This window comes from Streptomyces sp. NPDC001415 (genome assembly GCF_053597395.1).
Genome location: NZ_JBSFIE010000002.1, coordinates 50,629 through 74,847, shown reverse-complemented (window position 1 = coordinate 74,847; position 24,219 = coordinate 50,629). Strand labels below are relative to the sequence as shown.

The 24,219-nt window shown below is 70.3% G+C and carries 21 protein-coding genes and 2 tRNA genes; 16 read left to right on the top strand and 7 right to left on the bottom strand.

Annotated elements, in window-relative coordinates; all coding sequences use genetic code 11:
* Positions 1 to 66: 66 nt before the first annotated feature.
* Positions 67 to 654, top strand: coding sequence for a biotin transporter BioY (locus ACWC2B_RS02585; RefSeq protein WP_450714592.1), 588 nt, complete (start codon positions 67 to 69; stop codon positions 652 to 654).
* Between the two features lie 70 nt (positions 655 to 724).
* Here ACWC2B_RS02585 and ACWC2B_RS02580 read toward each other — a convergent pair whose 3' ends face one another.
* Positions 725 to 1,462: a CARDB domain-containing protein gene (locus ACWC2B_RS02580; RefSeq protein ID WP_450714591.1), complete on the bottom strand. Its 738-nt coding sequence runs from the start codon at positions 1,460 to 1,462 to the stop codon at positions 725 to 727.
* A gap of 189 nt (positions 1,463 to 1,651) precedes the next feature.
* Between ACWC2B_RS02580 and ACWC2B_RS02575 the strand changes: the two genes are divergently transcribed.
* Positions 1,652 to 3,268, top strand: coding sequence for a serine/threonine-protein kinase (locus tag ACWC2B_RS02575; protein WP_450714590.1), 1,617 nt, complete (start codon positions 1,652 to 1,654; stop codon positions 3,266 to 3,268).
* On the opposite strand, the gene ACWC2B_RS02570 is transcribed toward ACWC2B_RS02575, so the two are convergent.
* The gene (locus ACWC2B_RS02570) at positions 3,232 to 4,701 is read right to left on the bottom strand and encodes an amino acid permease (protein ID WP_450714589.1); all 1,470 of its coding nucleotides are present in this window, start codon (positions 4,699 to 4,701) and stop codon (positions 3,232 to 3,234) included. The genes ACWC2B_RS02575 and ACWC2B_RS02570 overlap by 37 nt on opposite strands.
* Positions 4,702 to 4,883: 182 nt before the next feature.
* On the opposite strand from ACWC2B_RS02570, the gene ACWC2B_RS02565 reads away from it, so the two are divergent.
* Both ACWC2B_RS02565 and ACWC2B_RS02560 read left to right on the top strand, forming a co-directional pair.
* The gene (locus tag ACWC2B_RS02565; protein WP_450714588.1) at positions 4,884 to 5,372 is read left to right on the top strand and encodes a ribose-5-phosphate isomerase; all 489 of its coding nucleotides are present in this window, start codon (positions 4,884 to 4,886) and stop codon (positions 5,370 to 5,372) included.
* Between the two features lie 9 nt (positions 5,373 to 5,381).
* Positions 5,382 to 6,191, top strand: coding sequence for an Fpg/Nei family DNA glycosylase (locus ACWC2B_RS02560; protein WP_450714587.1), 810 nt, complete (start codon positions 5,382 to 5,384; stop codon positions 6,189 to 6,191).
* Here ACWC2B_RS02560 and ACWC2B_RS02555 read toward each other — a convergent pair.
* Entirely contained in the window at positions 6,179 to 7,408 is a 1,230-nt protein-coding gene (locus tag ACWC2B_RS02555) for a GNAT family N-acetyltransferase (RefSeq protein ID WP_450714586.1), read from the bottom strand. The genes ACWC2B_RS02560 and ACWC2B_RS02555 overlap by 13 nt on opposite strands.
* A 289-nt stretch (positions 7,409 to 7,697) precedes the next feature.
* Between ACWC2B_RS02555 and ACWC2B_RS02550 the strand changes: the two genes are divergently transcribed.
* Positions 7,698 to 8,843, top strand: coding sequence for a PP2C family protein-serine/threonine phosphatase (locus ACWC2B_RS02550; protein ID WP_450714585.1), 1,146 nt, complete (start codon positions 7,698 to 7,700; stop codon positions 8,841 to 8,843).
* 34 nt (positions 8,844 to 8,877) lie between these two features.
* On the opposite strand, the gene ACWC2B_RS02545 is transcribed toward ACWC2B_RS02550, so the two are convergent.
* Positions 8,878 to 9,558 (bottom strand): DUF4232 domain-containing protein, encoded by a 681-nt coding sequence (locus ACWC2B_RS02545; RefSeq protein ID WP_450714584.1) that lies wholly within the window; start codon positions 9,556 to 9,558, stop codon positions 8,878 to 8,880.
* 371 nt (positions 9,559 to 9,929) lie between these two features.
* On the opposite strand from ACWC2B_RS02545, the gene ACWC2B_RS02540 reads away from it, so the two are divergent.
* From ACWC2B_RS02540 to ACWC2B_RS02525, 4 genes are all read left to right on the top strand, one after another.
* Positions 9,930 to 10,739, top strand: coding sequence for an ABC transporter ATP-binding protein (locus ACWC2B_RS02540; protein ID WP_450714583.1), 810 nt, complete (start codon positions 9,930 to 9,932; stop codon positions 10,737 to 10,739).
* 98 nt (positions 10,740 to 10,837) lie between these two features.
* Positions 10,838 to 13,345: an FtsX-like permease family protein gene (locus ACWC2B_RS02535; protein ID WP_450714582.1), complete on the top strand. Its 2,508-nt coding sequence runs from the start codon at positions 10,838 to 10,840 to the stop codon at positions 13,343 to 13,345.
* A 17-nt stretch (positions 13,346 to 13,362) separates the two neighbouring features.
* Positions 13,363 to 13,818 (top strand): HD domain-containing protein, encoded by a 456-nt coding sequence (locus tag ACWC2B_RS02530; RefSeq protein ID WP_450714581.1) that lies wholly within the window; start codon positions 13,363 to 13,365, stop codon positions 13,816 to 13,818.
* A gap of 159 nt (positions 13,819 to 13,977) precedes the next feature.
* The gene (locus ACWC2B_RS02525) at positions 13,978 to 14,172 is read left to right on the top strand and encodes a hypothetical protein (protein WP_053727400.1); all 195 of its coding nucleotides are present in this window, start codon (positions 13,978 to 13,980) and stop codon (positions 14,170 to 14,172) included.
* Positions 14,173 to 14,223: 51 nt separating this feature from the next.
* Here ACWC2B_RS02525 and ACWC2B_RS02520 read toward each other — a convergent pair.
* Positions 14,224 to 14,294: transfer RNA gene (locus ACWC2B_RS02520), tRNA-Gly, on the bottom strand.
* A 316-nt stretch (positions 14,295 to 14,610) separates the two neighbouring features.
* Here ACWC2B_RS02520 and ACWC2B_RS02515 point away from each other — a divergent pair.
* The 5 genes from ACWC2B_RS02515 (at position 14,611) to clpX (ending at position 19,339) form a co-directional block, all read left to right on the top strand.
* Positions 14,611 to 14,687, top strand: a tRNA-Pro gene (locus ACWC2B_RS02515).
* A 189-nt stretch (positions 14,688 to 14,876) separates the two neighbouring features.
* Positions 14,877 to 16,271, top strand: a complete 1,395-nt coding sequence (gene tig, locus ACWC2B_RS02510; RefSeq protein ID WP_450714580.1) for a trigger factor — start codon at positions 14,877 to 14,879, stop codon at positions 16,269 to 16,271.
* 255 nt (positions 16,272 to 16,526) lie between these two features.
* Positions 16,527 to 17,135: an ATP-dependent Clp protease proteolytic subunit gene (locus ACWC2B_RS02505; RefSeq protein WP_189964508.1), complete on the top strand. Its 609-nt coding sequence runs from the start codon at positions 16,527 to 16,529 to the stop codon at positions 17,133 to 17,135.
* A 45-nt stretch (positions 17,136 to 17,180) separates the two neighbouring features.
* Complete coding sequence (locus tag ACWC2B_RS02500) at positions 17,181 to 17,870, top strand: ATP-dependent Clp protease proteolytic subunit (protein ID WP_450714579.1); 690 nt, start codon at positions 17,181 to 17,183, stop codon at positions 17,868 to 17,870.
* A 176-nt stretch (positions 17,871 to 18,046) separates the two neighbouring features.
* Positions 18,047 to 19,339, top strand: coding sequence for an ATP-dependent Clp protease ATP-binding subunit ClpX (clpX, locus tag ACWC2B_RS02495; protein WP_450714578.1), 1,293 nt, complete (start codon positions 18,047 to 18,049; stop codon positions 19,337 to 19,339).
* Positions 19,340 to 19,421: 82 nt separating this feature from the next.
* Here clpX and ACWC2B_RS02490 read toward each other — a convergent pair whose 3' ends face one another.
* Together ACWC2B_RS02490 and ACWC2B_RS02485 are read right to left on the bottom strand one after the other, a co-directional pair.
* Positions 19,422 to 20,384 carry a hypothetical protein gene (locus tag ACWC2B_RS02490; RefSeq protein WP_450714577.1) on the bottom strand — a complete coding sequence of 321 codons (963 nt, stop codon included), beginning with the start codon at positions 20,382 to 20,384 and terminating at the stop codon, positions 19,422 to 19,424.
* Positions 20,385 to 20,471: 87 nt separating this feature from the next.
* A complete protein-coding gene (locus ACWC2B_RS02485) occupies positions 20,472 to 21,062 on the bottom strand; it encodes a transposase (RefSeq protein WP_450714576.1) in 591 nt (196 codons plus the stop codon).
* Here ACWC2B_RS02485 and ACWC2B_RS02480 point away from each other — a divergent pair.
* Positions 20,950 to 21,570, top strand: coding sequence for an RNA-guided endonuclease InsQ/TnpB family protein (locus tag ACWC2B_RS02480; RefSeq protein ID WP_450714878.1), 621 nt, complete (start codon positions 20,950 to 20,952; stop codon positions 21,568 to 21,570). The genes ACWC2B_RS02485 and ACWC2B_RS02480 overlap by 113 nt on opposite strands.
* Positions 21,567 to 24,191: a valine--tRNA ligase gene (locus tag ACWC2B_RS02475; RefSeq protein WP_450714575.1), complete on the top strand. Its 2,625-nt coding sequence runs from the start codon at positions 21,567 to 21,569 to the stop codon at positions 24,189 to 24,191. The genes ACWC2B_RS02480 and ACWC2B_RS02475 overlap by 4 nt, the downstream gene beginning before the upstream one ends.
* The last annotated feature ends 28 nt before the right edge of the window (positions 24,192 to 24,219 follow it).

Below are 24,219 nucleotides of genomic sequence, written 5' to 3'. Positions count from 1 at the left end.
TTCAGTGGGCTAACGTCACCGTGTCCCCAGCATGTTTCCCGCTGCCCAACACCTGCCGGAGTTCCGATGAGCACTGCGTCCGCCGCCGCCCCCCGCACCGGATCGGTACTCGCCGACCTGCTGCCCGCCTCCCGCACCAAGGACATCGCGCTGGTCGTCGGCGGCGCGGCTCTCACCGGACTCGCCGCCCAGATCGCCGTGCCGATCCCCGGCTCGCCCGTCCCGGTCACCGGCCAGACCTTCGCGGCGCTGCTCGTCGGCGCGGGCCTCGGCGCGGGCCGCGGCTTCCTCTCGCTCGCGCTGTACGCCCTGGTCGGCATGGCCGGGATGCCCTGGTTCGCGAACGGCACCTCCGGCGCGGGCGGCGCCTCGTTCGGCTACGTGCTCGGCATGCTGCTCGCCTCCACCGTCGTCGGCGCCCTTGCCCGGCGCGGCGCCGACCGCTCGGTGCCGCGCACCGCGGGCACGATGGTGCTCGGCTCGGCGATCATCTACGCGGTGGGCGTGCCGTACCTCGCCGCCTCGACCGGCATGTCCCTGACCGCCGCGGTCGCCGCCGGCCTCACCCCGTTCCTGCTCGGCGACGCCCTGAAGGCGGCCCTGGCGATGGGCCTGCTCCCGGCGGCCTGGAAGCTGATCGGCCGCAAGGGCTGACGTCCGTACGGTTTCGCGATGCAGAAGGGCCCGGCAACTGCCGGGCCCTTCTGCATGACCGGTGTGGACGTCAGTGCCTGGTCATCCACCGGCGGCCCCGGGTCGTCCACCACAGGCCCGTGCCCCCGGCGATCAGGAACAGTGCGCCGGCCGCGGCGAGCGGCAGTACTCCGTCGTTGACCCCGGTCTTGGGGAGCTGGGGCGGCGCGGACGGTGAGGACGGGGCCGGGTTCGTAGGCTCTGCGCTCGGCGAGGGCGAGGCCGTGCCCGACGGCGGGGCGGCGGGGACGTTGTCGGTGCCGAGCAGAAGAGGAGTGTCGGGCGCGTTCGGCGTCGGCTTCGTCGTGCCGAACGGCACCGGGCCCTGCTGCCACAGCACCTTGTCGCTGCTCCCCGCCATCACCGGCAGACAGATCTTGCCGGTCTTCGACAGGTCGTACGTCGCCGAGACGGTGTACGTCTTCGACTGGCCGGGCGCCAGGTTCGGTATCGCGCAGCCGAACCCGCTGTTGGTGCCCGCCGGCAGCTTGTTCTTCGCGACCGGCACGCAGCCCTTGACGCCGGTGATCTTCATGCCGTCCAGGCCGAGCACGGTCAGGGTGACCGGGCCGGTGGCCTTGCTGCCGTGGTTGGCGACCTTGGCCGTGAACGTGCTGCGGTGCGTCGAGTTGTTGACCCTGATCGTCGACGGCAGTTCGGTGGAGATCTTCAGGTCCGCCGGGGCGCTCGGCCCGGGGGTCCCGCCCTGGCTGCTGCCCGGCGTCGGATCGGCCGCGAACGCCGCCCCCGCTCCGAACGGCAAAATCAACAGAGCCGCGAATACCGAGGCAAAAAGAGATCCTTTAACGTTTCGAACGTGCATTTCCCATCCCCCTCACCCGCGTTGGGTGCATCTGTGCACAGAAGGGTCCCACAAGATTTCCAGGAATTATGCTGTGATGGTGTCACCGTCGTGAATCAGTCCTGGTCACAGTAGGTGCTGAGGGGGTGGGTGGTCATGCAGGGAACGCGGGGGCTATTGATCGCTGGGCGCTACCGCCTGGGCGAAACAATTGGCCAGGGGGGAATGGGGCGGGTGTGGCGTGCGGCGGACGAGATACTCGACCGGCAGGTCGCCATAAAGGAAATGCGCATCAATGAACTCGATGCAGAGGACAGCCGAATTCGCCGCGAGCGCACCCTGCGCGAGGCCCGGGCCACCGCCCGGATCGACCACCCCAATGTGGTGCGGGTCTACGACGTGGTGGCCGAGGAGAGCGACCGGCTCTGGATCGTGATGGAACTCGTCGAGTCCCGCTCCCTGGAGAAGCTCCTCCTGGAGGACGGCCCCGTCACCCCGCGCGAGGCCGCCCGCATCGGCATCGGCCTCGCCGCCGCCCTCGTCGAGGTGCACGCGGTGGGCGTCCTGCACCGGGACATCAAGCCCGGCAACGTGCTGCTCGGCCCGGGCGGCCGGGTCGTCCTCACCGACTTCGGCATCGCCGCCATCCAGGACGCGGCCGCCCTCACCGTGGTCGGCATGCTGGTCGGCTCCCCGGACTACATGGCGCCCGAGCGGGTCTCCGGCAAGCCGCAGGGCCCCGCCTCCGACGTGTGGTCGCTCGGCGCCACCCTGTGCGCGGCGGTCGCCGGATGCTCCCCGTTCGCCCGCCTCTCCACCCTCGCCACGCTGCACGCCGTGCTCTACGAGGAGCCCGAACTCCCGGACGCGGCAGGCCCGTTGGCCCCCCTCCTCGCGCAGCTCCTGGTCAAGGACCCCGAGCTGAGGCCGGGCCTGGACGAGATCGCCACCCGCCTGATGCCGATCGCCGCGCCCCCCACCGTCCTCGCCGCGGGCCCGGCGCCCGCCCCGCATCCGCCCACCCTCCAGGGGTTCGGCGACCCGCCGCCCTGGCCCGGCGACCGTGCCGTACGCGAGGAACCGCCGCCCCCGCCAAGGGAGTCGCCCCGGGTGCCGGAACCCGTGGCGCCGGAACCCGTACGGGAGGAGCCGAAGCCGCCGGTCCGGCGCCGTGGGCGCGGCCGCACCCGGATCCTGGCCGTGGCCGTCGTCGTGGTGGCCGCCGCCGTGGCCGCCGTCCTGATCGCCACCACCGCCGACCAGGGCGGCGGGGGCGGCGGCCACGCGAGCGGGTCGAACAGTTCGGCGCCGCCGACCGTGGCAGGCACGTCGCGCCCGCCCTCGCCCACCCCGCCGCCCGGCTCGATCAACGAGACCGGCTTCGCCTGGATCCCGCCCAAGGGCTGGACCCGTACCGCCAAGAGCCCGTCCAACGTCCACTACCACGCGCCGGGCGGAAAACAGGAGATCGCCGCCTCGTACGCACTCGTACGCGGCGGCGATCTCATGACCCAGTGGCAGGAGGCCGAGGCGGGATCGCACGACGTGCCCGGCTACCACAAGATCCGGCTCGATCGGACGACCTTCCACGACCAGCCCGCCATCATCTGGGACTACGACTTCACCCAGAACGGCGTCCCGTGGAAGGCCCGTCAGATCGGCTTCGACGAGGGCGGCAAGTCGTACCAGATCAACACCTGGTACGAGGCCGACACGGAGTCCGCCGCCCTGAACACCTATGACGCGGTGGCGTCCTCGTTCACCCCGCTGTAGGCGGGGGCGCGGCCCGCGAGGACCTTCTCCTTGACCACGGCGATCACGACGACGACCGCCGCGACCAGCAGCGACAGGAGCACCTGCTCGCGCCCGGACTTGTCGAACAGCATGTAGACGAGGACGAAGGAGATCATCCCGATCGTCAGCCACGTGAGGTAGGGGAAGCCCCACATCTTCACGGTCAGCTTCTCCGGCTGCTCGCGCAGGATGATCCCGCGCATCCGCAGCTGCGTGAAGCAGATCACCAGCCACACGAACAGGGCCACCGCGCCCGAGGAGTTCAGGAGGAACGCGAAGACGGTGTCCGGCCACTTGTAGTTGAAGAAGACCGCCACGAAGCCGAAGACGACCGACGACAGGATCGCGGCCTGCGGCACGCCCCGCTTGTTCGTACGGGCGAAGGCCTTCGGCGCGTCGCCGCGCTCACCGAGCGAGAACGCCATCCGGGAGGCCGTGTACAGGCCGGAGTTGAGGCAGGAGAGCACCGCCGTCAGGACGATCACGTTCATGATCTGGTCCGCGTGCGGGATGCCGATCGTCTTCAGGGCGGCGACGTACGAGCCGTCCGCGACGATCGACGGGTCGCTCCACTTCAGGAGCGTCAGGACGATGAAGATCGAACCGAGGTAGAAGACCGCGATCCGCCAGATCACGCTGTTGGTGGCCTTGGTCACGGCGCGGCGCGGGTCCTCGGACTCACCTGCGGCGAGCGTCACGATCTCGGAGCCCATGAACGAGAACACGACCATCAGCACACCGGTCAGGATCGCGCCGTAGCCCTTGGGGAAGAACCCGCCCGCGTCCGTGAGGTGCGCGAAGCCCGCGCCCGGGTTGTTCGAGCCCGGCAGCACGCCGAACACCGCGAGCAGCCCGATGACCACGAAGCCGCCGATCGCGACGACCTTGATCCCGGCGAACCAGAACTCGAACTCGCCGTACGAGGAGACGGAGGCCAGGTTGGTGGCGGTGAGGACCACCATCACTATGAGCGCCCAGCCCCACTGCGGGACCCCCGGCACCCACTCGTGCAGGATCTTCGCGCCGGCCGTTCCCTCGACCGCGAGCACCACGACCCAGAAGAACCAGTACAGCCAGCCGATCGAGAACCCGGCCCAGCGGCCGAGCGCACGGTCCGCGTACGCCGAGAACGAGCCCGACGACGGGCGGGCGGCGGCCATCTCGCCCAGCATCCGCATGACGAAGACGACCATCACGCCGACGAGCGCGTACGAGAGCAGAATGGCGGGGCCGGCCGCGGCGATGCCGGAGCCGGAACCCACGAACAGGCCGGCGCCGATCACGCCACCAATGGCGATCATGGACAGATGGCGGTTCTTCAGACCGGCCTTGAGGCCGCTGTCGGGCGCCTGCGAATCACCGGGTTCACCGGGCAGGCGGTCTTCCTTCGCAAGGGACGGCTGCGAGGTCATGGACGCTTCCTTAAGTCTTCGGAGCACTCGGGTTACGAGCCCGGGTATTCAAACCTGGTCCGCTCCGGGACGGAAGGCCTGAATCCGGATCGTTGTAACGGGACCAAAGTCCTCGGAGCCCGTGCCGAAAGGCTCCACCCCGCTCAGCCCTGCCCAGCCCCGCGCATGCCACACTCGGGGGCATGCGCGTGTACCTCGGCTCCGACCATGCCGGCTTCGAACTCAAGAACCACCTCGTCGAGTGGCTCACGGCCCACGGCCACGAGCCCGTGGACTGCGGTCCGCACATCTACGACGCCCAGGACGACTACCCGCCGTTCTGCCTGCGTGCCGCCGAGAAGACGGCCGCGGACCCGGGCTCCCTCGGCATCGTGATCGGCGGCTCCGGCAACGGCGAGCAGATCGCCGCGAACAAGGTCAAGGGCGTTCGCGCCGCACTGGCCTGGAGCGAGCAGACCGCGGCCCTCGGCCGCGAGCACAACAACGCCAACGTGATCTCCATCGGCGGCCGGATGCACACCGAGGAGGAGGCGACGAAGTTCGTCGAGATCTTCCTCGCGACCCCGTACTCCGGTGAGGCGCGTCACACCCGCCGTATCGAGATGCTCTCCGAGTACGAGACCAGCGGCAAGCTCCCCGAGATCCCGGCCCACCACCCGCAGCAGGGCTGAGCACCACCCATGCCTGAAGGGCACACGATCCACCGGCTGGCCGCCGACCACGACCTCATGTTCGGCGGCCGGCCGCTGCGCGTCTCCAGCCCCCAGGGCAAGTTCTCGGACGGCGCGGCCCTGGTCGACGGCCAGGTCCTGGAGAGCGCCGAGGCCCACGGCAAGCACCTGTTCCTCGGCTTCGGCCCGTCCGGCTGGGTCCACATCCACCTGGGCCTGTTCGGCAAGTACGGCTTCGGTGACGCCCCGGCCCCGCCGGCCACCGACACCGTACGGTTGCGCCTCATCAACGACGACGCGTACGCGGACCTGCGCGGACCGACGACGTGCGCGCTGATCACCGACGGCGAGAAGCAGGCGATACACGACCGGCTCGGGCCCGATCCGCTGCGCGGCGCCGACACCGGCGAGAAGGCCTGGCAGCGGATCTCGAAGAGCCGCACCACCATCGCCGCCCTGCTCATGGACCAGAAGGTCATCGCGGGCGTGGGCAACGTCTACCGCGCCGAGGTCCTCTTCCGGCACGGCATCGACCCGTACCGGTTCGGCAAGGACCTCACGCGCGTCGAGTGGGACGCGATCTGGGCGGACCTGGTGGAGCTGATGCGCGAGGGCGTCCGGCTCAACCGGATCGACACCGTCCGCCCCGAGCACACCCCCGAGGCGATGGGCCGCCCGCCGCGCGTGGACGACCACGGCGGCGAGGTGTACGTCTACCGCCGGGCCCATCTGCCCTGCCACATCTGTGGCGGCGAGATCCGCACCGCCGATCTCGCCGCCCGCAATCTGTTCTGGTGCCCCGGCTGTCAGAAGCCGTGAGGCAGCCACGGGGCGAGCTCGCTGCCGAACGCCGCCGAGGCCTCGCTCAGCGCGCCCGGGCGCAGCTCGCGCACCCGGCCCGCGCCCGCCAGTGAGGCGAGCGTGACCCCGCCGAGGTAGGCGGCGCCCAACTCCCGTACGGACAGGGCCAGTTCGGCTGGCTCCTCGGTGCGGACGCAGGACGCGCCCTTCGCGTCACCGGTCAGCCGCCAGGTACCCGCGTTCCACGGACAGAACGCGTCCTCGACCTCCAGGACCACATCGACGGGCGCCGCGTACGTACGCGCCTCAAGGGCCGCGCCCACCTCCACGAGACGCACGTGCAACCGGTCCTTCAGCCGCAGCCCGCAGCGGCGCACATCGGAGACGAGGTGCTGGAGCGGATCGTCGGCCGGGCGGTCCATCACCTTCACGGTGTTCGTCAGGTCGATGCCGAACAGGTAGCGCCACAGCGCCGCGGACACCGCCGGGTCCACAGCCTCCAGATCCTCCACCGTGACCGTGCCGTCCACGCCCGTCGGCCCCGACTTCGAGGCGACCCGGTAGCGGGCGTATCCGACGAGCTCCCCGTCGCGCTCGGCGAGCACGCACTGCAACGCCGAGGCGCCGTCCCGGTAGGACTCCGGGTCGACCGTGGCCAACCGGTCCCAGCCGGGCTGCCGGGCCAGCATGCCCGGCCGCCCCGGCACGAGCCGCGCGTAGAGCTCCTCGCACTCGGCCAGCGAGTCCTTCACCTTCACGTACCGCAGCCGCACCTCGTCGGTGCCGGGCGGCACGTCGAGACGGACCCGGGAGGTGTCGATCTCCGCGGACAGCGTCATCGTGCCGATGCCGTACCCGAACCGCCCGTAGATGGCCGGCTCGGACGCGGTCAGGACGGCGAGCGCCTCACCGCGCTCGCGCAGGTCGTCGAGCTGGTGCCGCATCATCGACGTGAGGATGCCGCGGCGGCGGTGGGTGCCCATGACGCCGACCCCGGTCACGCCCCCGGCCGGCACCACGGCCCCGCCCGGAACGCTCAGCCGGAACGGGAAGGTGCTGGTGCCGGCCACGCACTGCGAGCCGTCCCACACCGCGATCGACCGCGCGGGATCGATCAGCTCGCGCCACAGCTCAAGCTCCTCGGGGGCATCCGGAATCCCGCCGAAGGCCACCGTCAGGGCTCCGTACCACTCGTCCCACTCGGCCGGATCCAGAACCCGCAACTCCGTCGTCATATGCCATGACTAGCAGCCGGGCCGCGGCGGGGCGAACGGATTTCCGTGACGGGCGCGCCCGAGGGCCGGACGGATCGGGTGCCGTCCTCCGACGGGCCCCGCACCGCCAGGGCGAACGGATTTTCCTCACACCCCCCGCCGGTGGCAACCGCCCGGGGCGCGAACGGCCGGGGCGCCCGGCCCGGCCGGGTGCACGCCGCCCGGGCTACCGGTTTTCCACCGGACCGCCCCCTCCGGGCGCCGGGGGCCACCTGCACGGGGCGCCACCGGCTGGATAGGGTCCTCGGCAATGGCACGTGCGATGAGAGCGGACTCGTTCACCGCCCGGTGGCGCAAGGCGCTGCACCGGGTCCGCAACGCCGTGCGCAGATCCGGCGTCGACTACTTCCGCGGCGACGGCTCCGACTGGATCGCCCTGGCCGGCCTGCTCCTCACCGTCCCCGCCATCGCCTGCGCCACCCTCCTCGCCCCGGTCTGGTGCGCCCCCGCCGCCCTGGTCCTGCCGATCGTGGCGGGCGGGCTCCTGCTGCGGCCCGCCAACCTCCTCGCCCTGTACGCGGCCGCCGCGGCCGCGCTGATCGTGGAGTCGGTACGGCTCGGCCCGTACACGGCGGGGCCGTCGCGGGTCACCCCGGGCACGGTCCTCGTGGTGGCCGCCTGCGGGCTGTTCGGGCTGCTCATCGCCCAGTTCCGGGCCCGCGTCGGCGTGCCGTGGCGGCGCGGCGGCACCATGCTCTTCGACCTGCGCGAACGCATCCGGGTCCAGAGCGCCCTGCCCCGCCTGCCCAAGGGCTGGCACCGCGAGATGGCGCTGCGTCCGGCGGGCGGCCAGTCCTTCTCCGGGGACTTCGTCGTCGCGGCCCGCACCGGCGGCGGTCGCACCCTGGAGATCGTCCTCACCGACGTCTCCGGCAAGGGCATGGACGCGGGCTCCCGCGCCCTGCTGCTCTCCGGCGCGTTCGGCGGCCTCCTCGGCTCGCTGCCCCCGCACGCCTTCCTGCCGGCGGCCAACGGCTATCTGCTGCGCCAGGACTGGGACGAGGGCTTCGCGACCGCCATCCACCTGGTCCTCGACCTCGACTCAGGGGACTACGAACTCCTCTCGGCCGGACACCCCCCGGCCCTCCAGCTCCACGCGGGCTCCGGCCGCTGGAAGGAACAGGCCGCGGAAGGCCCCCTGCTCGGCGTGTACGACGGCGCCGAGTTCCACCCCGCCAAGGGCTCGCTGGCCCCCGGCGACGTCCTCATGCTGTTCACCGACGGCCTGGTCGAGACCTCGGAACGCGACATCGGCGAGGGCATCGACCGCCTGACGGGCGAGGCCGACCGCTACGTCTCGACGGGCTTCGACGGGGCGGCCTGGCACCTGATCGAGGCGGTGGCCAAGGACGTCAACGACGACAGGGCGCTGCTCCTGATCAGACGGGAGGCGTGAGCGCCCGGGGTTTTCCGCCGTCCCCGAGCGCGGGTCAGTCGCCCTGACCGGCGCTTCCGATCGGGCCGACCTTCACCGGGGAGTCGGCGCCGTCCGTGGCGGGCAGTGAGGCGGCGCCCGGCCAGGCGAGGGTGACCGTCTTCGTCTCGTTCGGCGGGGTCACCAGGAGCCCTGTGATGCGCACGCCGGAGCCACCCGTCTTGTTGAGCGGGTAGGTGATGCCGAAGGACACCGACTTCCCGCTCTTGAGGACGCCGGGGCTGGGCTTCTGGGCCGTACGCTTCGCGGACAGCGACCCCGCGTTGGTCTTCAGGTCGACGCCCGCGAACCCGGATATCGCGCAGTCGTGGCCGCCGGTGTTCTTCAGCGTCACCGCGACGGTGCCCTCGGGGTCGCCGGAGATGCTGCTGTCCGACGCCGTGATCTTCAGGTCGGCGGTGCGGCAGTTGCCGCTCTTGCCGTTCCCGCCGGAGCCGGTCCCGGCGGCCGCGCCCTGCCCGCCGGAGCTCTTCCCGGCGGAGTCCTTCCCACCGCCCTGACTGCCGCCCGTGGCCGTCGAGCCGGACGAGGTGGCCTCCTTGCCGCCCGGAGTGGCGGACGAAGAGCCCTGCGCGGCGCCCGCGTCCGCGTCCGTGTCCTGGCACGCAGTCATCAGCATGGCGCCGCCGACGAGAACTGCGGAGACGAGAAAGGCCTTGCGACGGTTGCCGGACATGAAAGAGCCCCTTGGTATCCAGTGATCGAGTCCGAAGCGGGTTCGGCTGTTCGGTACTTGCTTGATCACTATGAGGGGGCCGTGTGAGGAACGGATCCCGGCGTCGTCGTTCTACGACACCGCCGTCACAGACCGGTGACATGACCACGCCGTAAAGCACCAAGAGCCGACCCGACACATCCAGTTGGGGCCCTGGCGATCACGCGCCTGCCCGGGAGCGGGGGCCCGGGCAGGCTCGCGTCCCCGGTCAGAGGTGGGGTAAGCCCCACCCTTGATCCACCGGCGGCCGCCATGGTCCGCACCCCGCTGTGATCCGTAGGTTCGAAGGGTCGGCGTGAGTGCGCCGGCCAGGACGAGCGGAAGGCAGGGCCATGGCATTGCGACGGGCCAAGAACACACGGCGGACGACCGCGGACGCGGCGCCCGCCCACGACTGGGCCGTCGAACTGCGCGGCGTCCGGCGCCAGTACGGCCGCGGCGCCACCGCCGTGCACGCCCTGCGCGGCATCGACCTCACCCTGCCGAGGGGCAGCTTCACCGCGGTGATGGGCCCGTCCGGCTCCGGCAAGTCGACGTTCCTTCAGTGCGCGGCGGGCCTGGACCGGCCGACCGACGGCTCGGTCCGGCTCGGCGGCACCGAGATCACCGGCATGAGCGAGAACAAGCTCACCGAACTGCGCCGCTCCCGCCTCGGCTTCGTCTTCCAGGCCTTCAACCTGCTGCCCTCGCTCACGGTCGAGCAGAACGTGGTCCTGCCCATGCGGCTCGCCGGGGACCGCCCCGACCGGCGCCGCGCGGCCGAACTCCTCGCCCAGGTGGGCCTCGCGGGCAAGGGCGACCGCCGCCCGGGCGAGCTCTCCGGCGGCCAGCAGCAGCGCGTGGCGATTGCCCGGGCCCTGGTCACAAGCCCCGACGTGATCTTCGCCGACGAGCCGACCGGCGCCCTGGACACCACCACGGCGGCCGAGGTCCTCGCCCTGCTCCGCGACGCGGTGGACTCCCTCGGCGCCACAGTGGTGATGGTCACGCACGACCCGGCGGCCGCCGCCCACGCCGACCAGGTCCTGTTCCTGGCCGACGGCTCGATCGTGGACGCCCTCCCGCGCGCGTCCATGGCGCAGATCGCCGCGCGGATGACAGCCCTGACGACGCGAGGCCGGTTGACGGGGGTGGCGGCGTAGGGGCGAAGCGGGCCGGTCCGGCTCGGTCCGGCTCAGCCTGACCCCGGCTCGGCCCGCCCCTGGCACGGCACCACCCCCACCCTCCGCAGGAGCCCCGCATGTACCCGCCCAACCGCCTGGCCCGCGCAGCACTCCGGTTCAGACCGTCCGCCTTCGTCGGCACCTTCGTCGCCCTGCTCATGGCCGCGGTGATCGTCTCCGCCTGCGGCCTCCTGCTCGCGACCGGAATAACCGCCTCCGTCCCACCCCAGCGCTACGCCGCCGCCCCCGTCGTGGCCGCCGCCGACCAGAGCCTGCACTACAGGACCGGGTCCGGAGAGGACCGCACCACCGAGTCCGTCCCCTTCCCGGACCGGGCCCGCCTCGACAACTCCCTGGTGGCGAAGGCCGCTTCGGCCCCCGGCGCGGCCGAAGCCATCCCCGACCTCACCCTCCCCGTACGTACCGTGCGTGCCGACAACAACGTCCCCGCCACCGCCCACAACTGGGCCTCCACCGCCTTCACCGGTACGAAGCCTGCCTCCGGCACCGCACCCCGCCCCGGCGAGGCGGTCACCACGACCGGAACCGTGGGGGAGCGGATCACCCTCGACACCCCAGGCGGCAGGCGGGAGTTCAGGATCTCCGGCACCGTCGGCGCATCCGGCAACACCGGCGCACCCGGCACCGCCGCAGCCCCCGGCACGGTCGGCGCACCCGGCACCGACGAGATCTGGCTCAACGACGCCGACGCCCACGCCCTCTCCAGCCACCCCGGCAAGATCGACGCGATCGCCGTGCTCCCCAAGCCCGGCACCTCCACCGCCACCCTCGCCGCCCAGGTCAAGGCGGCCCTCGGCGGCCAGGCCCAGGTGCGTACCGGGGACGACCGGGCCACCGTCGAGGACAGCGGCCTCGCCAAGGCGAAGGAGGTGCTCACCGGACTCGGCGGCTCCTTCGGCGGCGTGGCGGCGATGGTCGCCGTGTTCACCGCCGCGGGCACCGTCGCCCTCTCCGTCGGCCAGCGCCGCCGCGAGTACGCCCTGCTGCGCGCGATCGGGGCCACCCCGCGCCAGATCCGCCGCACCATCGCCACCGAAGCCCTCCTGGTCGCCCCGCTCGCCGGAGTGCTCGGCTGCCTGCCCGGTGTCGCGCTCGCCACCTGGTGGTTCGGCCGGCTCCGCGACAAGGGCGCCATCCCGGGGACCGTCGACCTCGCCGTCACCCCGCTCCCGCTGCTCATCGCCGTCGCCACCACCGTGCTGACCGCCCTGTGCGCCGGAGCGGCCGCCGCCCGCCGCCCCTCGAAGATCAAGCCCGGCCAGGCCCTCGCCGAATCCGCCACCGAGCGCCTGCGCCCCGGACGGATCCGTACGCCGCTCGGCGTGGCCTCCCTCGTCGGCGGCTGCGTGTTCGCCGGGGTCGCGGCCTCCGAGACCGGCGAGAACGCCGCCAACGCGGCCCTCGGCGTCGTCATGCTCTTCATGCTCGCCGTCGCCCTGCTCGGCCCGCTGCTCGCCCGCGCATGCGCCGCCGTCCTCGGCCTCCCGCTGCGCGCCGCGGGCGCGCCCGGCGCGCTGGCCGCCGCCAACTCCCGTACGAACGCACGGAGGTTGGCCTCCGCGATCACCCCCATCGTCCTCGCGATGGCCTTCTCGTCCGTCCTGGTCTTCATGCACACCAGCGAGGAGAAGGCGACCGAGGAGCAGCAGCGGGCGGGCATCACCGCGAACCAGGTGGTCACCGCCCCCGCGGGCCTCCCCTCCGACGCGGTCGCCCGAGCCGCAGCCACCCCCGGCGTCGACACCGCGGTCGGCCTCACCCGCACCGCCGTCCTGATCCCGAACGCCGGCGCCGGCTCCACCCCGCGCGACGCCTCCGCCCAGGGCGTCACCGGCACCGGCGCCGACCTCGCCAAGGTCCAGGACCTGGGCGTACGTACCGGATCCCTGACCGCCCTCGCCCCCGGCACCGCCGCGATCGACGCCTCCCTCGCCGACGCCGTCGGCGTACGCGCCGGAGAGCGCCTCCCGATGCTGCTCCCCGACGGCACCAAGGCCGCCCCGAAGATCGTCGCCACCTACGACCGAGGCCTCGGCCTGGCTCAAGTCACCTTCCCCCAGGCCGACTTGAGGACCCACCTGACCTCGCCGACCCCCACCACCCTGCTCACCAGAGCCACCCCCGCCGCGGCCACCCCCCTCGCCGCCCTCGGCCACGTCACCGACGCTGCCGGGTACGCCACCGCGCGGAGCACGGACCGCGAGGTCAACGCCTGGGCCAACGCCGTCATGGCCGCGGTCCTCGGCGGCTTCGCGGCCGTCGCCGCCGTCAACACCCTGGTGATGACGGTCTTCGACCGCCGCCGCGAACTCGGCACCCTGCGCCTGATCGGCACCACCCGCCGCCAGGTCCTCAAGATGATCCGCTGGGAGGCCCTCCTGGTGGTCGCGGCGGGCGTCGTCATCGGCAGCGCGATCGCCCTGGCCACCCTCGTCCCGATGGTGAACGGCCTGACCGGCCGCGCCCCCTACGTACCGCCGCTCCTGTACGGCTCGTTCGCGGGCGGCGTCCTGGTCCTCGGCCTCGCGGCGACCGCCCTCCCGGCCCGGGCGGCGCTGAGGTGAGCCGTACAGTCGAAGCCATGCCCCACGCGAAGCCCATGATGACCCTCAGTGAGGTCGAGACCGCCGCCCGAGCCGCCCACGAGGGCCAGACCGACAAGGCGGGCCGCCCCTACGCCGAACACCTAGCCGCGGTGGCCGAGGGCGTACGGGCGCGGGGCGGCACCGAGGACCAGATCAAGGCGGCCTGGCTGCACGACGCGATCGAGGACGACGCTCTGTCTCTCCAGTGGCTGGAATCCGCCCAACTCCCGCAATCCGTCAAGGAGTTGGTGCTGGCCATGACCAAACGCCCGGGCGAGGAACTCCAGTCGTACACGCGCCGCATCCTGGCCACCGAAGGCGCACTCCTGATCAAGGAGTCCGACCTGGCGCACAACGCCGACCCGGCCCGCCTCGCGATCCTCGACGAGCCGACCCGCACGCGCCTGAAAGCCAAGTACACCGAGGTACGCCGTCTGCTCGGCCTCTCGTAACTCCTTGAGCCCCGCTCGCGGTTGGCCTGATCCTTACCTTGGCGATCCGTCACCCGGGAACAACCACAGGGGTGTTGGTGGCACGATAGTCATCGCGGGGGTGTGCGCGGCATGTTCCCGGGCCGGCAAGGCGGACCGACCAAGGGTGTGTGATCAGTTGTGGCCATTTCACTGTCAGTGGTGCTGCTGTTGGCGGTCGTCCTCGTGGTGCTCATCCGCGGCGGCTCCATCAAGGCAGGGCCGGCCATCGTCGCGATACTTTTCGGCTTCTTCCTGGCCTCGACGGGCATGGCCCCCTCGATCCAGCGCTTCCTGAACTCGATAGCGGACACGATCAATCAGATCAAGTTCTGACCACGCCGAAGGGCCCGGCAGCCAAGCTGCCGGGCCCTTCAGGACTACAAGAGCGGGCGACGGGAATCGAACCCGCGTAGCTAGTTTGGAAGACTAGGGCTCTACCATTGAGCTACGCCCGCAAGCACCGCGCCGCAGGTCATCGCGACCGCGGCACGTAGAGCATCGTAGCGGGTCGCACCCCGGACGCGCACACCGCGTTCTTCGGCGGCCCGTCCGCGAAACGATTCGGGCCACACCCGCGAAACGATCCGGCCCCGCGCCCACGCGCTCCCCGGCCTCCGCCCGCGCGCTCTCCGGAGTCCGCACCCGCGCGATCCGGCCGACCCGCGCCCGCCGAACGATCCGCACCACCCCCCGCCGAGCAATCCGCACCGCCCAGCGAAACAAAGCGGCCGACGCGCTCCCCGCGGCCATGTACCCTACGTGTCGCACCGACGGGGTGTGGCGCAGCTTGGTAGCGCGTCCGCTTTGGGAGCGGAAGGCCGTGGGTTCAAATCCCGCCACCCCGACCAGCGTCACCGATGTCCGATCGCCGCGTTCTCCGCGGATCAAGATCACATTGTGGGTGGCATCCCGCTTGCGGTTACTATGCAAGCTGCGTGCCCGTGTGTCTGATGAATCCGATGTACCGGGCCCCATCCGCTCCAGACCGTCGGTCTGCGGCAGAACCCCAAAGAAGTCAGCCACAAGGAGACCGAACCGTGAAGAGCGCCGTGGAGACCCTGAACCCGACTCGGGTTCGGCTCACTGTCGAGGTGCCCTTCGAGGAGCTCAAGGACAGCCTCGACGCGGCGTACAAGAAGATCAACCAGCAGGTCACGGTCAAGGGCTTCCGCAAGGGCAAGATCCCGGCCCGAGTGATCGACCAGCGGTTCGGTCGTGGCGCCGTGCTCGAAGAGGCCGTCAATGACGCCCTTCCGAAGTTCTACACCGAGGCGATCAACGAGGCGGAGCTGAATCCGCTGGGTCAGCCCGAGGTCGACATCACCGAGCTGAAGGACGGCGAGACGCTGAACTTCACCGCCGAGGTCGACATCCGCCCGACCATCGAGATCCCGGACTACTCCGGCATCGAGGTCACCGTGGACGCCGTCGAGGTCAGCGACGAGGACGTCGAGAAGTCCGTGGAGCAGCTCCGCGAGCGCTTCGCCTCGACCTCCCCCGTCGAGCGTGCCGCCGAGGACGGCGACGTCGTGACGATCGACCTGCAGGCCAAGGTCGACGGCGAGGTCCTGGAGGACGGCGTGGCCGAGGGTGTCTCGTACACCATCGGTTCCGGCGAGCTCCTCGAAGGCATCGACGACGCCGTCAAGGGCCTGGAGGCCGGTGGCGAGGCCACCTTCACCTCCGAGCTCAAGGGCGGCTCGGCCGAGGGCAAGGAGGCCGAGGTCACCGTCAAGGTCACCCAGGTCGCCGCCCGTGAACTGCCCGCCCTGGACGACGACTTCGCGCAGCTCGCGTCGGAGTTCGACACCCTGGACGAGCTCAAGGCCGACAGCCGCAAGCGCCTTGAGAACATGAAGCAGTACGACCAGGCCACCCAGGCCCAGGAGCGCGTCCTGGACGAGCTCCTGAAGCTGGCCGAGGTCCCGATCCCCGAGAAGCTCCTCGCGGACGAGATCCAGACCCGCAAGCACAACCTTGAGCACCACCAGCTCGGCCAGATGGGCATCGACCTCGCCAAGTACCTGGAGATCCAGGGCAAGACCGAGGAAGAGTTCACCGCCGAGACCGAGGAGCAGGCGGTCAAGGGCATCAAGACGCAGTTCATCCTGGACGAGCTCGTCAACAAGGAGAAGCTGAACGTCAACCAGGAGGAGCTCACCGAGCACCTCATGCGGCGTGCCGCCTCCTCCGGCATGAGCCCGGACCAGTTCGCCCAGGCCGTCGTCGAGGGCGGCCAGGTGCCGATGCTCGTCGGCGAGGTCGCCCGCGGCAAGGCGCTGGCCGTCGTGGTCGAGGCCGCCAAGGTCACCGACACCAACGGTGAGGTCGTCGACCTGGAGGACGACGAGGACGAGGTCGCCGAGGCCGTCGTCGCCGCCGCCGAAGGCGAGCCGGCCGAGGCCGCCGCCGAGGAGAAGACCGAGGCCTGAGCCTCTGCCTGACCCGTCGAGAAGGGCCCGTACGCAGCCGCGTACGGGCCCTTCTTCGTACGCGATTCCGGTTCAACCACCTTGCGCTCCGAGCGAACAGTTCGGGAACCGGGATGGCGTTGTCCCACCTGCGCGTTAGGGTCCATGAATACGAGGGTGGTGGAGTCTGGCGAGCCGGAGTCCGCGCCCCCGGAACGAAGACGCTGAGACGGCCGAAGCCGTCAGAGACGAGCAGGTGGATACGTGACGAATCTGATGCCTTACGCCGCCGGTGAGCCGTCCCTCGGTGGTGGCCTCGGCGACCAGGTCTACAGCCGACTGCTCAACGACCGCATCATCTTCCTCGGCCAGCAGGTCGACGACGAGATCGCCAACAAGATCACTGCCCAGATGCTCCTCCTGGCCGCTGCCGACCAGGACAAGGACATCTACCTGTACATCAACAGCCCCGGCGGCTCGGTGACGGCCGGCATGGCGGTCTACGACACCATGCAGTACATCCAGAACGACGTCGTCACCATCGGCATGGGCATGGCCGCCTCGATGGGCCAGTTCCTGCTGACCGGCGGCACCGCGGGCAAGCGCTTCGCGCTCCCCAACACCGACATCCTGATGCACCAGGGCTCCGCCGGCATCGGTGGCACCGCCTCCGACATCAAGATCCAGGCCGAGTACCTGATCCGTACGAAGAAGCGCATGGCGGAGATCACTGCCGCGCACTCCGGTCAGACCGTCGAGACGATCATCCGCGACGGCGACCGCGACCGCTGGTACACGGCGGAGGAGGCCAAGGACTACGGCCTCATCGACGAGATCATCTCCGCTGCCTCGGGTGTTCCGGGCGGCGGCGGCACCGGGGCCTGAGCCCCCGCCCGCACCGCTTCGACCCGCCCACTGAACGCCACCAGGATGGTGAACACCCCAATGACCAACTTCTCCGGCCCCTCGGCCAACGCGAGCGGCCTCTACACCGGCCCGCAGGTCGACAACCGCTACATCGTGCCGCGCTTCGTCGAGCGCACCTCGCAGGGCGTGCGCGAGTACGACCCGTACGCGAAGCTCTTCGAAGAGCGCGTGATCTTCCTCGGCGTGCAGATCGACGACGCGTCCGCCAACGACGTGATGGCGCAGCTCCTGTGCCTGGAGTCGATGGACCCGGACCGCGACATCTCCATCTACATCAACAGCCCGGGCGGCTCCTTCACCGCGCTCACGGCGATCTACGACACGATGCAGTTCGTGAAGCCCGACATCCAGACGGTCTGCATGGGCCAGGCGGCCTCCGCCGCCGCCGTCCTGCTCGCCGCCGGTACGCCGGGCAAGCGCATGGCGCTGCCGAACGCCCGCGTCCTGATCCACCAGCCCTCGGGCGGCACCGGCCGCGAGCAGCTCTCCGACCTGGAGATCGCGGCCAACGAAATCCTCCGGATGCGTTCGCAGCTGGAGGAGATGCTGGCCAAGCACTCGACGACGCCGATCGAGAAGATCCGCGACGACATCGAGCGCGACAAGATCCTCACGGCCGAGGACGCGCTGGCCTACGGTCTGGTCGACCAGATCGTTTCGACCCGCAAGACGACGACCTCCGCGGCGGCCTGAGTCGCTTCGGCATCCTTGGCGCGGTCCACGTCGAAGTGAACCGCGCCAAGGGGGGCCCGTACGAGGGGCTCGGCAAGGTACCGTCGGTAGGGGGTCTGGGGGTGTCCCCCCGGAAAACGCAGTAGGCACCAGGAGGCGGCGCACATGGCGTCTCCCAGGCGAAGGGGAAGCACCTCGTGGCACGCATCGGTGACGGCGGCGACCTGCTCAAGTGCTCGTTCTGCGGAAAGAGCCAGAAGCAGGTGAAGAAGCTCATCGCAGGCCCCGGGGTGTACATCTGCGACGAGTGCATCGACCTCTGCAACGAGATCATCGAGGAGGAGCTCGCCGAGACCTCCGAGGTGCGGTGGGAGGAACTCCCCAAACCGCGCGAGATCTACGAGTTCCTTGAGGGGTACGTCGTCGGGCAGGAGCCCGCCAAGAAGGCCCTCTCGGTGGCGGTCTACAACCACTACAAGCGCGTCCAGGCCGGTGAGAACGGCGGCGCCCAGGGCCGCGACGACGCGATCGAGCTCGCCAAGTCCAACATCCTGCTCCTCGGCCCGACGGGCTCGGGCAAGACGCTCCTGGCCCAGACGCTGGCCCGCATGCTCAACGTCCCGTTCGCGATCGCGGACGCCACCGCGCTCACCGAGGCGGGCTATGTCGGCGAGGACGTCGAGAACATCCTCCTCAAGCTGATCCAGGCCGCCGACTACGACGTCAAGAAGGCCGAGACCGGCATCATCTACATCGACGAGATCGACAAGGTGGCTCGCAAGAGCGAGAACCCGTCGATCACGCGCGACGTCTCGGGCGAAGGCGTCCAGCAGGCCCTGCTGAAAATCCTGGAAGGCACGACGGCGTCGGTCCCTCCCCAGGGCGGCCGCAAGCACCCCCACCAGGAATTCATCCAGATCGACACGACGAACGTGCTGTTCATCGTGGGCGGCGCCTTCGCGGGCCTGGAGAAGATCATCGAGTCCCGGGCCGGTGCCAAGGGCATCGGCTTCGGCGCGACGATCCGCTCCAAGCGGGAGATCGAGGCCAGCGACCAGTTCCAGGAGGTCATGCCGGAGGACCTGGTGAAGTTCGGGATGATCCCCGAGTTCATCGGCCGCCTGCCCGTCCTGACCTCGGTCCACAACCTCGACCGCGAAGCCCTCCTCCAGATCCTGGTCGAGCCGCGCAACGCGCTCGTCAAGCAGTACCAGCGCCTCTTCGAACTCGACGGCGTGGAGCTGGACTTCGACCGCCCGGCCCTGGAGGCCATCGCCGACCAGGCCATCCTGCGCGGCACCGGCGCGCGCGGCCTGCGCGCCATCATGGAGGAGGTCCTCCAGTCGGTGATGTACGAGGTCCCGTCCCGCAAGGACGTCGCCCGCGTGGTCATCACCGCGGACGTGGTCCGCAACAACGTGAACCCGACGCTGGTGCCGCGAGAGCCGCGGATCGTGAAGAACGACGGGCGGCACGAGAAGAGCGCGTAGCGCTGCGCTTGCCTAAGCACGACGGAGGGGCGCCCGGTCAACTTCCTTGACCGGGCGCCCCTTTGACGTGTTCAGCCGGTGACTAGGCCTTCTGGCGGGCCGTGTTGTACAGCGACGCCGTCAGCTTGGCGGCGTCGTCCTGGCTCGCGCCTCCACCGGCGGCGGCCTTGCCCCCGTCCATCATGGTCACGACGCCGTACGTGCTGTAGTCGGCCCACACGCACACCGGAGCCGTGAACTGCTTGGGCCCCTTCGAGGGCGTCCCGTCGGCCTCGGCGTTGGTGAGCTTGAAGTCCTGGCACTTCATCAGCGCGCCCGAGAACCCGGCCGGCTTGTAGGCCTTGGGCTGGCCGACGAGCTCGACCGTGAGGCCCTCGTTCTTCTTGTCGGCGTTGTTCTTGGCGTTCAGGAACGAGGCGTCGATCACCTTCGCCGGATCGGCGATCTCGCCCCACACACCTTGGAAGTTGATGCTCTTGGCGCCCATCGGGTTGATCTTGAAATCGCCCGACGCGTAGTCCGTGACGACCTGCTGCGGGTTCTTGACGCCCGCGGCCTCGACCTTCGCCTTCTGCTCCGCGCCCATGGGCGTCGTCCTGTCGCCCTTGCTGCTCTTCTTGAAGTCCTCGACCGACGCGGGCGGGACGATCTTGTAGCCCTTCGTGCTCGCCGACACGTCGCTGTTGCCGCCCCCCTTCGTCAGGAACCACACCCCGCCGCCGATGACCGCGACCGCCACGACGACCGCCGTGATGATGACGCCCGTCTTCTTCTTCGGCGGGGCCGGGGGCATGGGCTGCATCGGGGCGCCGTACGGAGGCTGCTGGCCGTACGGGGGCTGCTGGGGCGGCTGGCCGTAAGGCGGCTGCTGCTGCGGGTACCCGTAGGGCTGCTGCGGCGGCACGCCCTGCGGGGCCTGCTGCGGGTAGCCGTAGCCGGGCTGCTGCGGACCGGGCTGCCCGTACGGCTGCTGCGGAGGCTGCTGGCCGTACGGGCCGGGCTGCTGGGGCTGGCCGCCGTACGGGCCCGGCTGGTTGTAGCTCATTGCTGGGTTCCCCCTAGGGATGCTTATCCGATCCTGACATCCTGACCGAAAGGGGGGCGGCCCGCAGTACCCGGGGTCGGTTGATGTCTAGCTGTTGATGACTTGTTCCTGTTCCTGCACGTACTCGTCGATCCGGCCGGAGGGGTCGGTTCCGACGGAGGCCACGAAGTACGAAGGGTCCCAGACCTGCGACGCAACGCTCTGCCGCAGGGCGCGTTCAGAGGCGGTCCTGAGCTTCCTGGCCAGGTCGGAGGCGGCGAGCCCCGCCGGATAGCGGACCACGGCACGAATGTGGTCGGGTGCTCCGGCGAAATCCTCGACGTCGGCACCGGCCGCCAGAGCGGCCCACGGTTCAAGAAGTGATCCGCGCGGCTCTCCATCCCCTTTCCGGGGCAGGCGGTTCGGGTGAGGCAGGTCAATCGGAAATGGGCTTTCGTGCGGATTCCGAAGCTCGGCGAGGTCAAGTTCCGGCTGTCCCGCGCCCTCGGGGGAGAGGTTCAGAACGCGACGGTTCGCACGGATGCCTCCGGACGCTGGTACATCAGCTTCGCCGCATGCACGCGCAATCAGCAAGGCGCGGCAGGCCCGTCGACGGCTGGACTTCGCCCACAAGCTCACCACCGACCCGGCCAAGAACCACGGCCTGGTCGCGGTCGAGGACCTGCGGGTGAAGTCCATGACGCGGAGTGCCAGACCCGGCTCGCGCAAAGCGGGGCTCAATCGCGGCATTCTCGACAACACCCCGGGGGAGCGGAGACGTCAGCTCGCCTACAAATGCCCGATGTACGGGTCGGTGCTGGTAGCCGTGGAGGCCGCCGGCACCTCGCAGACGTGCCGGGTCTGCCACCACCGCGACCCGGCGTCCCGGACCGACCGGGACACCTTCCGTTGCACCAGCTGCGGACACGTGGACGACGCCGACCACAATGCCTCCGCCGTGACGCTCCATCGCGCCCTCCGCACACCGGCGGGCGCACCCTTTGCCGCAGGGCACTGCGGTGAACAGCACGCACCGACCGGCCGCACCCGGCCGGTCATGCCCGGCGGCAGAACCGGGCGCACGCGTGAACCTCTTGCTCCGCCCCCGGGCGCGAGCAGGGAATCCTCGCAGGCCATCGCGGGGAGGATGCCAACGAACATTCCCGTTTCATCACAGGCTGCTGCCGCCCCTAAACTGACCCCGTGACCGAGAATCCTCAGCAGCAGAATCCAGCGCCCACCACCGAACTGCCGACCCAGTACGCGCCGGCCGAGGTAGAGGGGAAGCTGTACGAGCGCTGGGTAGAGCGCGGTTACTTCACCGCTGACGCCGGGTCTGAGAAGGACCCGTACACCATCGTCATTCCGCCGCCGAACGTCACGGGCGCGTTGCACCTCGGGCATGCCTTCCAGGTCACGCTCATGGACGCCCTCACCCGCCGCAAGCGGATGCAGGGGTACGAGACGCTGTGGCTGCCCGGCATGGACCACGCGGGCATCGCCACCCAGAACAAGGTCGAGCAGCAGCTCGCCGAGGAGGGCAAGTCCCGGCACGATCTGGGCCGCGAGGCGTTCACCGAGCGCGTGTGGCAGTGGAAGGGCGAGTACGGCGGCCGGATCCTGGGCCAGCTCAAGCGCCTGGGTGCCGGGCTCGACTGGACCCGTGAGCGGTTCACCATGGACGAGGGGCTCTCCAAGGCCGTCCAGACCATCTTCAAGAACCTGTACGACGACGAGCTGATCTACCGGGCCGAGCGCATCATCAACTGGTGCCCGCGCTGCCTGACCGCCATCTCGGACATCGAGGTCGAGTACCAGGACGACCCGGGCGAGCTGGTCTCGCTCAAGTACGGCGAGGGGGACGACACCCTGGTCGTCGCCACCACCCGCGCCGAGACGATGCTCGGTGACACGGCGATCGCCGTCCACCCGGACGACGAGCGCTACCAGCACCTCATCGGCAGGCTCATCAAGCTGCCGCTCACCAACCGTTCCATCCCGGTCGTCGCGGACACCCACGTCGACCCCGAGTTCGGCACCGGCTGCGTCAAGGTGACCCCGGCGCACGACCCGAACGACTTCGCCATCGGGCAGCGGCACAACCTCGACTCCATCACCGTCATGGACGAGCGCGGTGTCATCACGGTCCCGGGCCCGTTCCAGGGGCTCGACCGCTACGAGGCCCGTTCGGCGATCGTCGGCGCGCTCAAGGAGCAGGGCCGCATCGTCGCCGAGAAGCGGCCGTACATGCACTCCGTCGGGCACTGCTCGCGCTGCAAGACGACCGTCGAGCCGCGCCTGTCGATGCAGTGGTGGGTCAAGGTCGGCCCGCTCGCGCAGGCCGCCGGTGACGCGGTCCGCGACGGCCGGGTCAAGATCCACCCCGAGGACATGTCGAAGCGGTACTTCGACTGGGTCGACAACATGCACGACTGGTGCATCTCGCGCCAGCTGTGGTGGGGCCACCGCATCCCGATCTGGTACGGCCCCGAGGGCCAGGTCGTCTGCGTCGGGCCCGACGACGAGATCCCGACCGGCGAGGGCTGGCACCAGGACCCCGACGTCCTGGACACCTGGTTCTCGTCCGGCCTGTGGCCGTTCTCCACGCTGGGCTGGCCGGAGAAGACGCCGGACCTGGAGAAGTTCTACTCGACCGACGTCCTGCTCACCGGCCACGACATCATCTTCTTCTGGGTCGCCCGGATGATGATGTTCGGCCTGTACGCGATGGACGGCGAAGTCCCGTTCAAGACGGTCGCGTTGACCGGTCTGGTCCGTGACGAGTTCGGCAAGAAGATGTCGAAGTCCAACCCGAACGCGGTCGACCCGATCGACTGGATGGACGCGTACGGCTCGGACGCCGTCCGGTTCACCCTGGCCAAGGGCGCCAACCCCGGTGCGGACGTGCCGATCGGCGAGGACTGGGTCCAGGCGTCCCGCAACTTCGCCAACAAGATCTGGAACGCGACGCGCTTCGCGCTCATGAACGGCGCCACGGTCGCGGGTGAACTCCCGCCCGTGGAGCAGCTGTCGGCGGTCGACCGCTGGATCCTGTCCCGGCTGAACAAGACCGTGGCCGAGGTCGACGCGTACTACGAGGACTACCAGTTCGCGAAGCTCAGCGAGTCGCTCTACCACTTCGCGTGGGACGAGGTCTTCGACTGGTACGTCGAGCTGTCGAAGACGACGTTCTTCGCGGGCGGCGAGCAGGCCAAGGTCTCGGGCCGGGTCCTGGGCGAGGTCCTCGACGTGATGCTGCGGGTCCTGCACCCGATCGTCCCGTTCGTCACCGACACCCTGTGGACGACGCTGACCGGTGGCGAGTCGCTGGTCGTCGCCGACTGGCCGCGCGACAGCGGTTTCCGTGACGAGGCCGCCGAGCGCGAGATCGAGCTCGTACAGCAGGTCGTCACCGAGGTCCGCCGGTTCCGTTCCGACCAGGGTCTCCAGCCCGGCCAGAAGGTTCCGGCCGAGCTGACCCTGACCGGCACCGCGCTGGCCCCGCACGAGGCGGCCATCCGTCAGCTGCTCCGTCTCCAGCCGGCCGGCGAGGGCTTCCACGCCACCGCCTCGCTGCCGGTCGCGGGTGCCACGGTGGCGCTCGACCTGTCCGGCACCATCGACGTCGCGGCCGAGCGCAAGCGCCTGAGCAAGGACCTCGCGGCGGCCGAGAAGGAGAAGGCGGACGCCAACAAGAAGCTCGGCAACGAGGCCTTCCTCGCGAAGGCCCCGGACAACGTGGTCGACAAGATCCGTACGCGGCTCACCAAGGCCGAGGCCGACATCGAGCGCATCACCAACCAGATCGCCGCCCTGCCCGAGGGCTGATCCGGAGACGGACATACGGACGTACGGA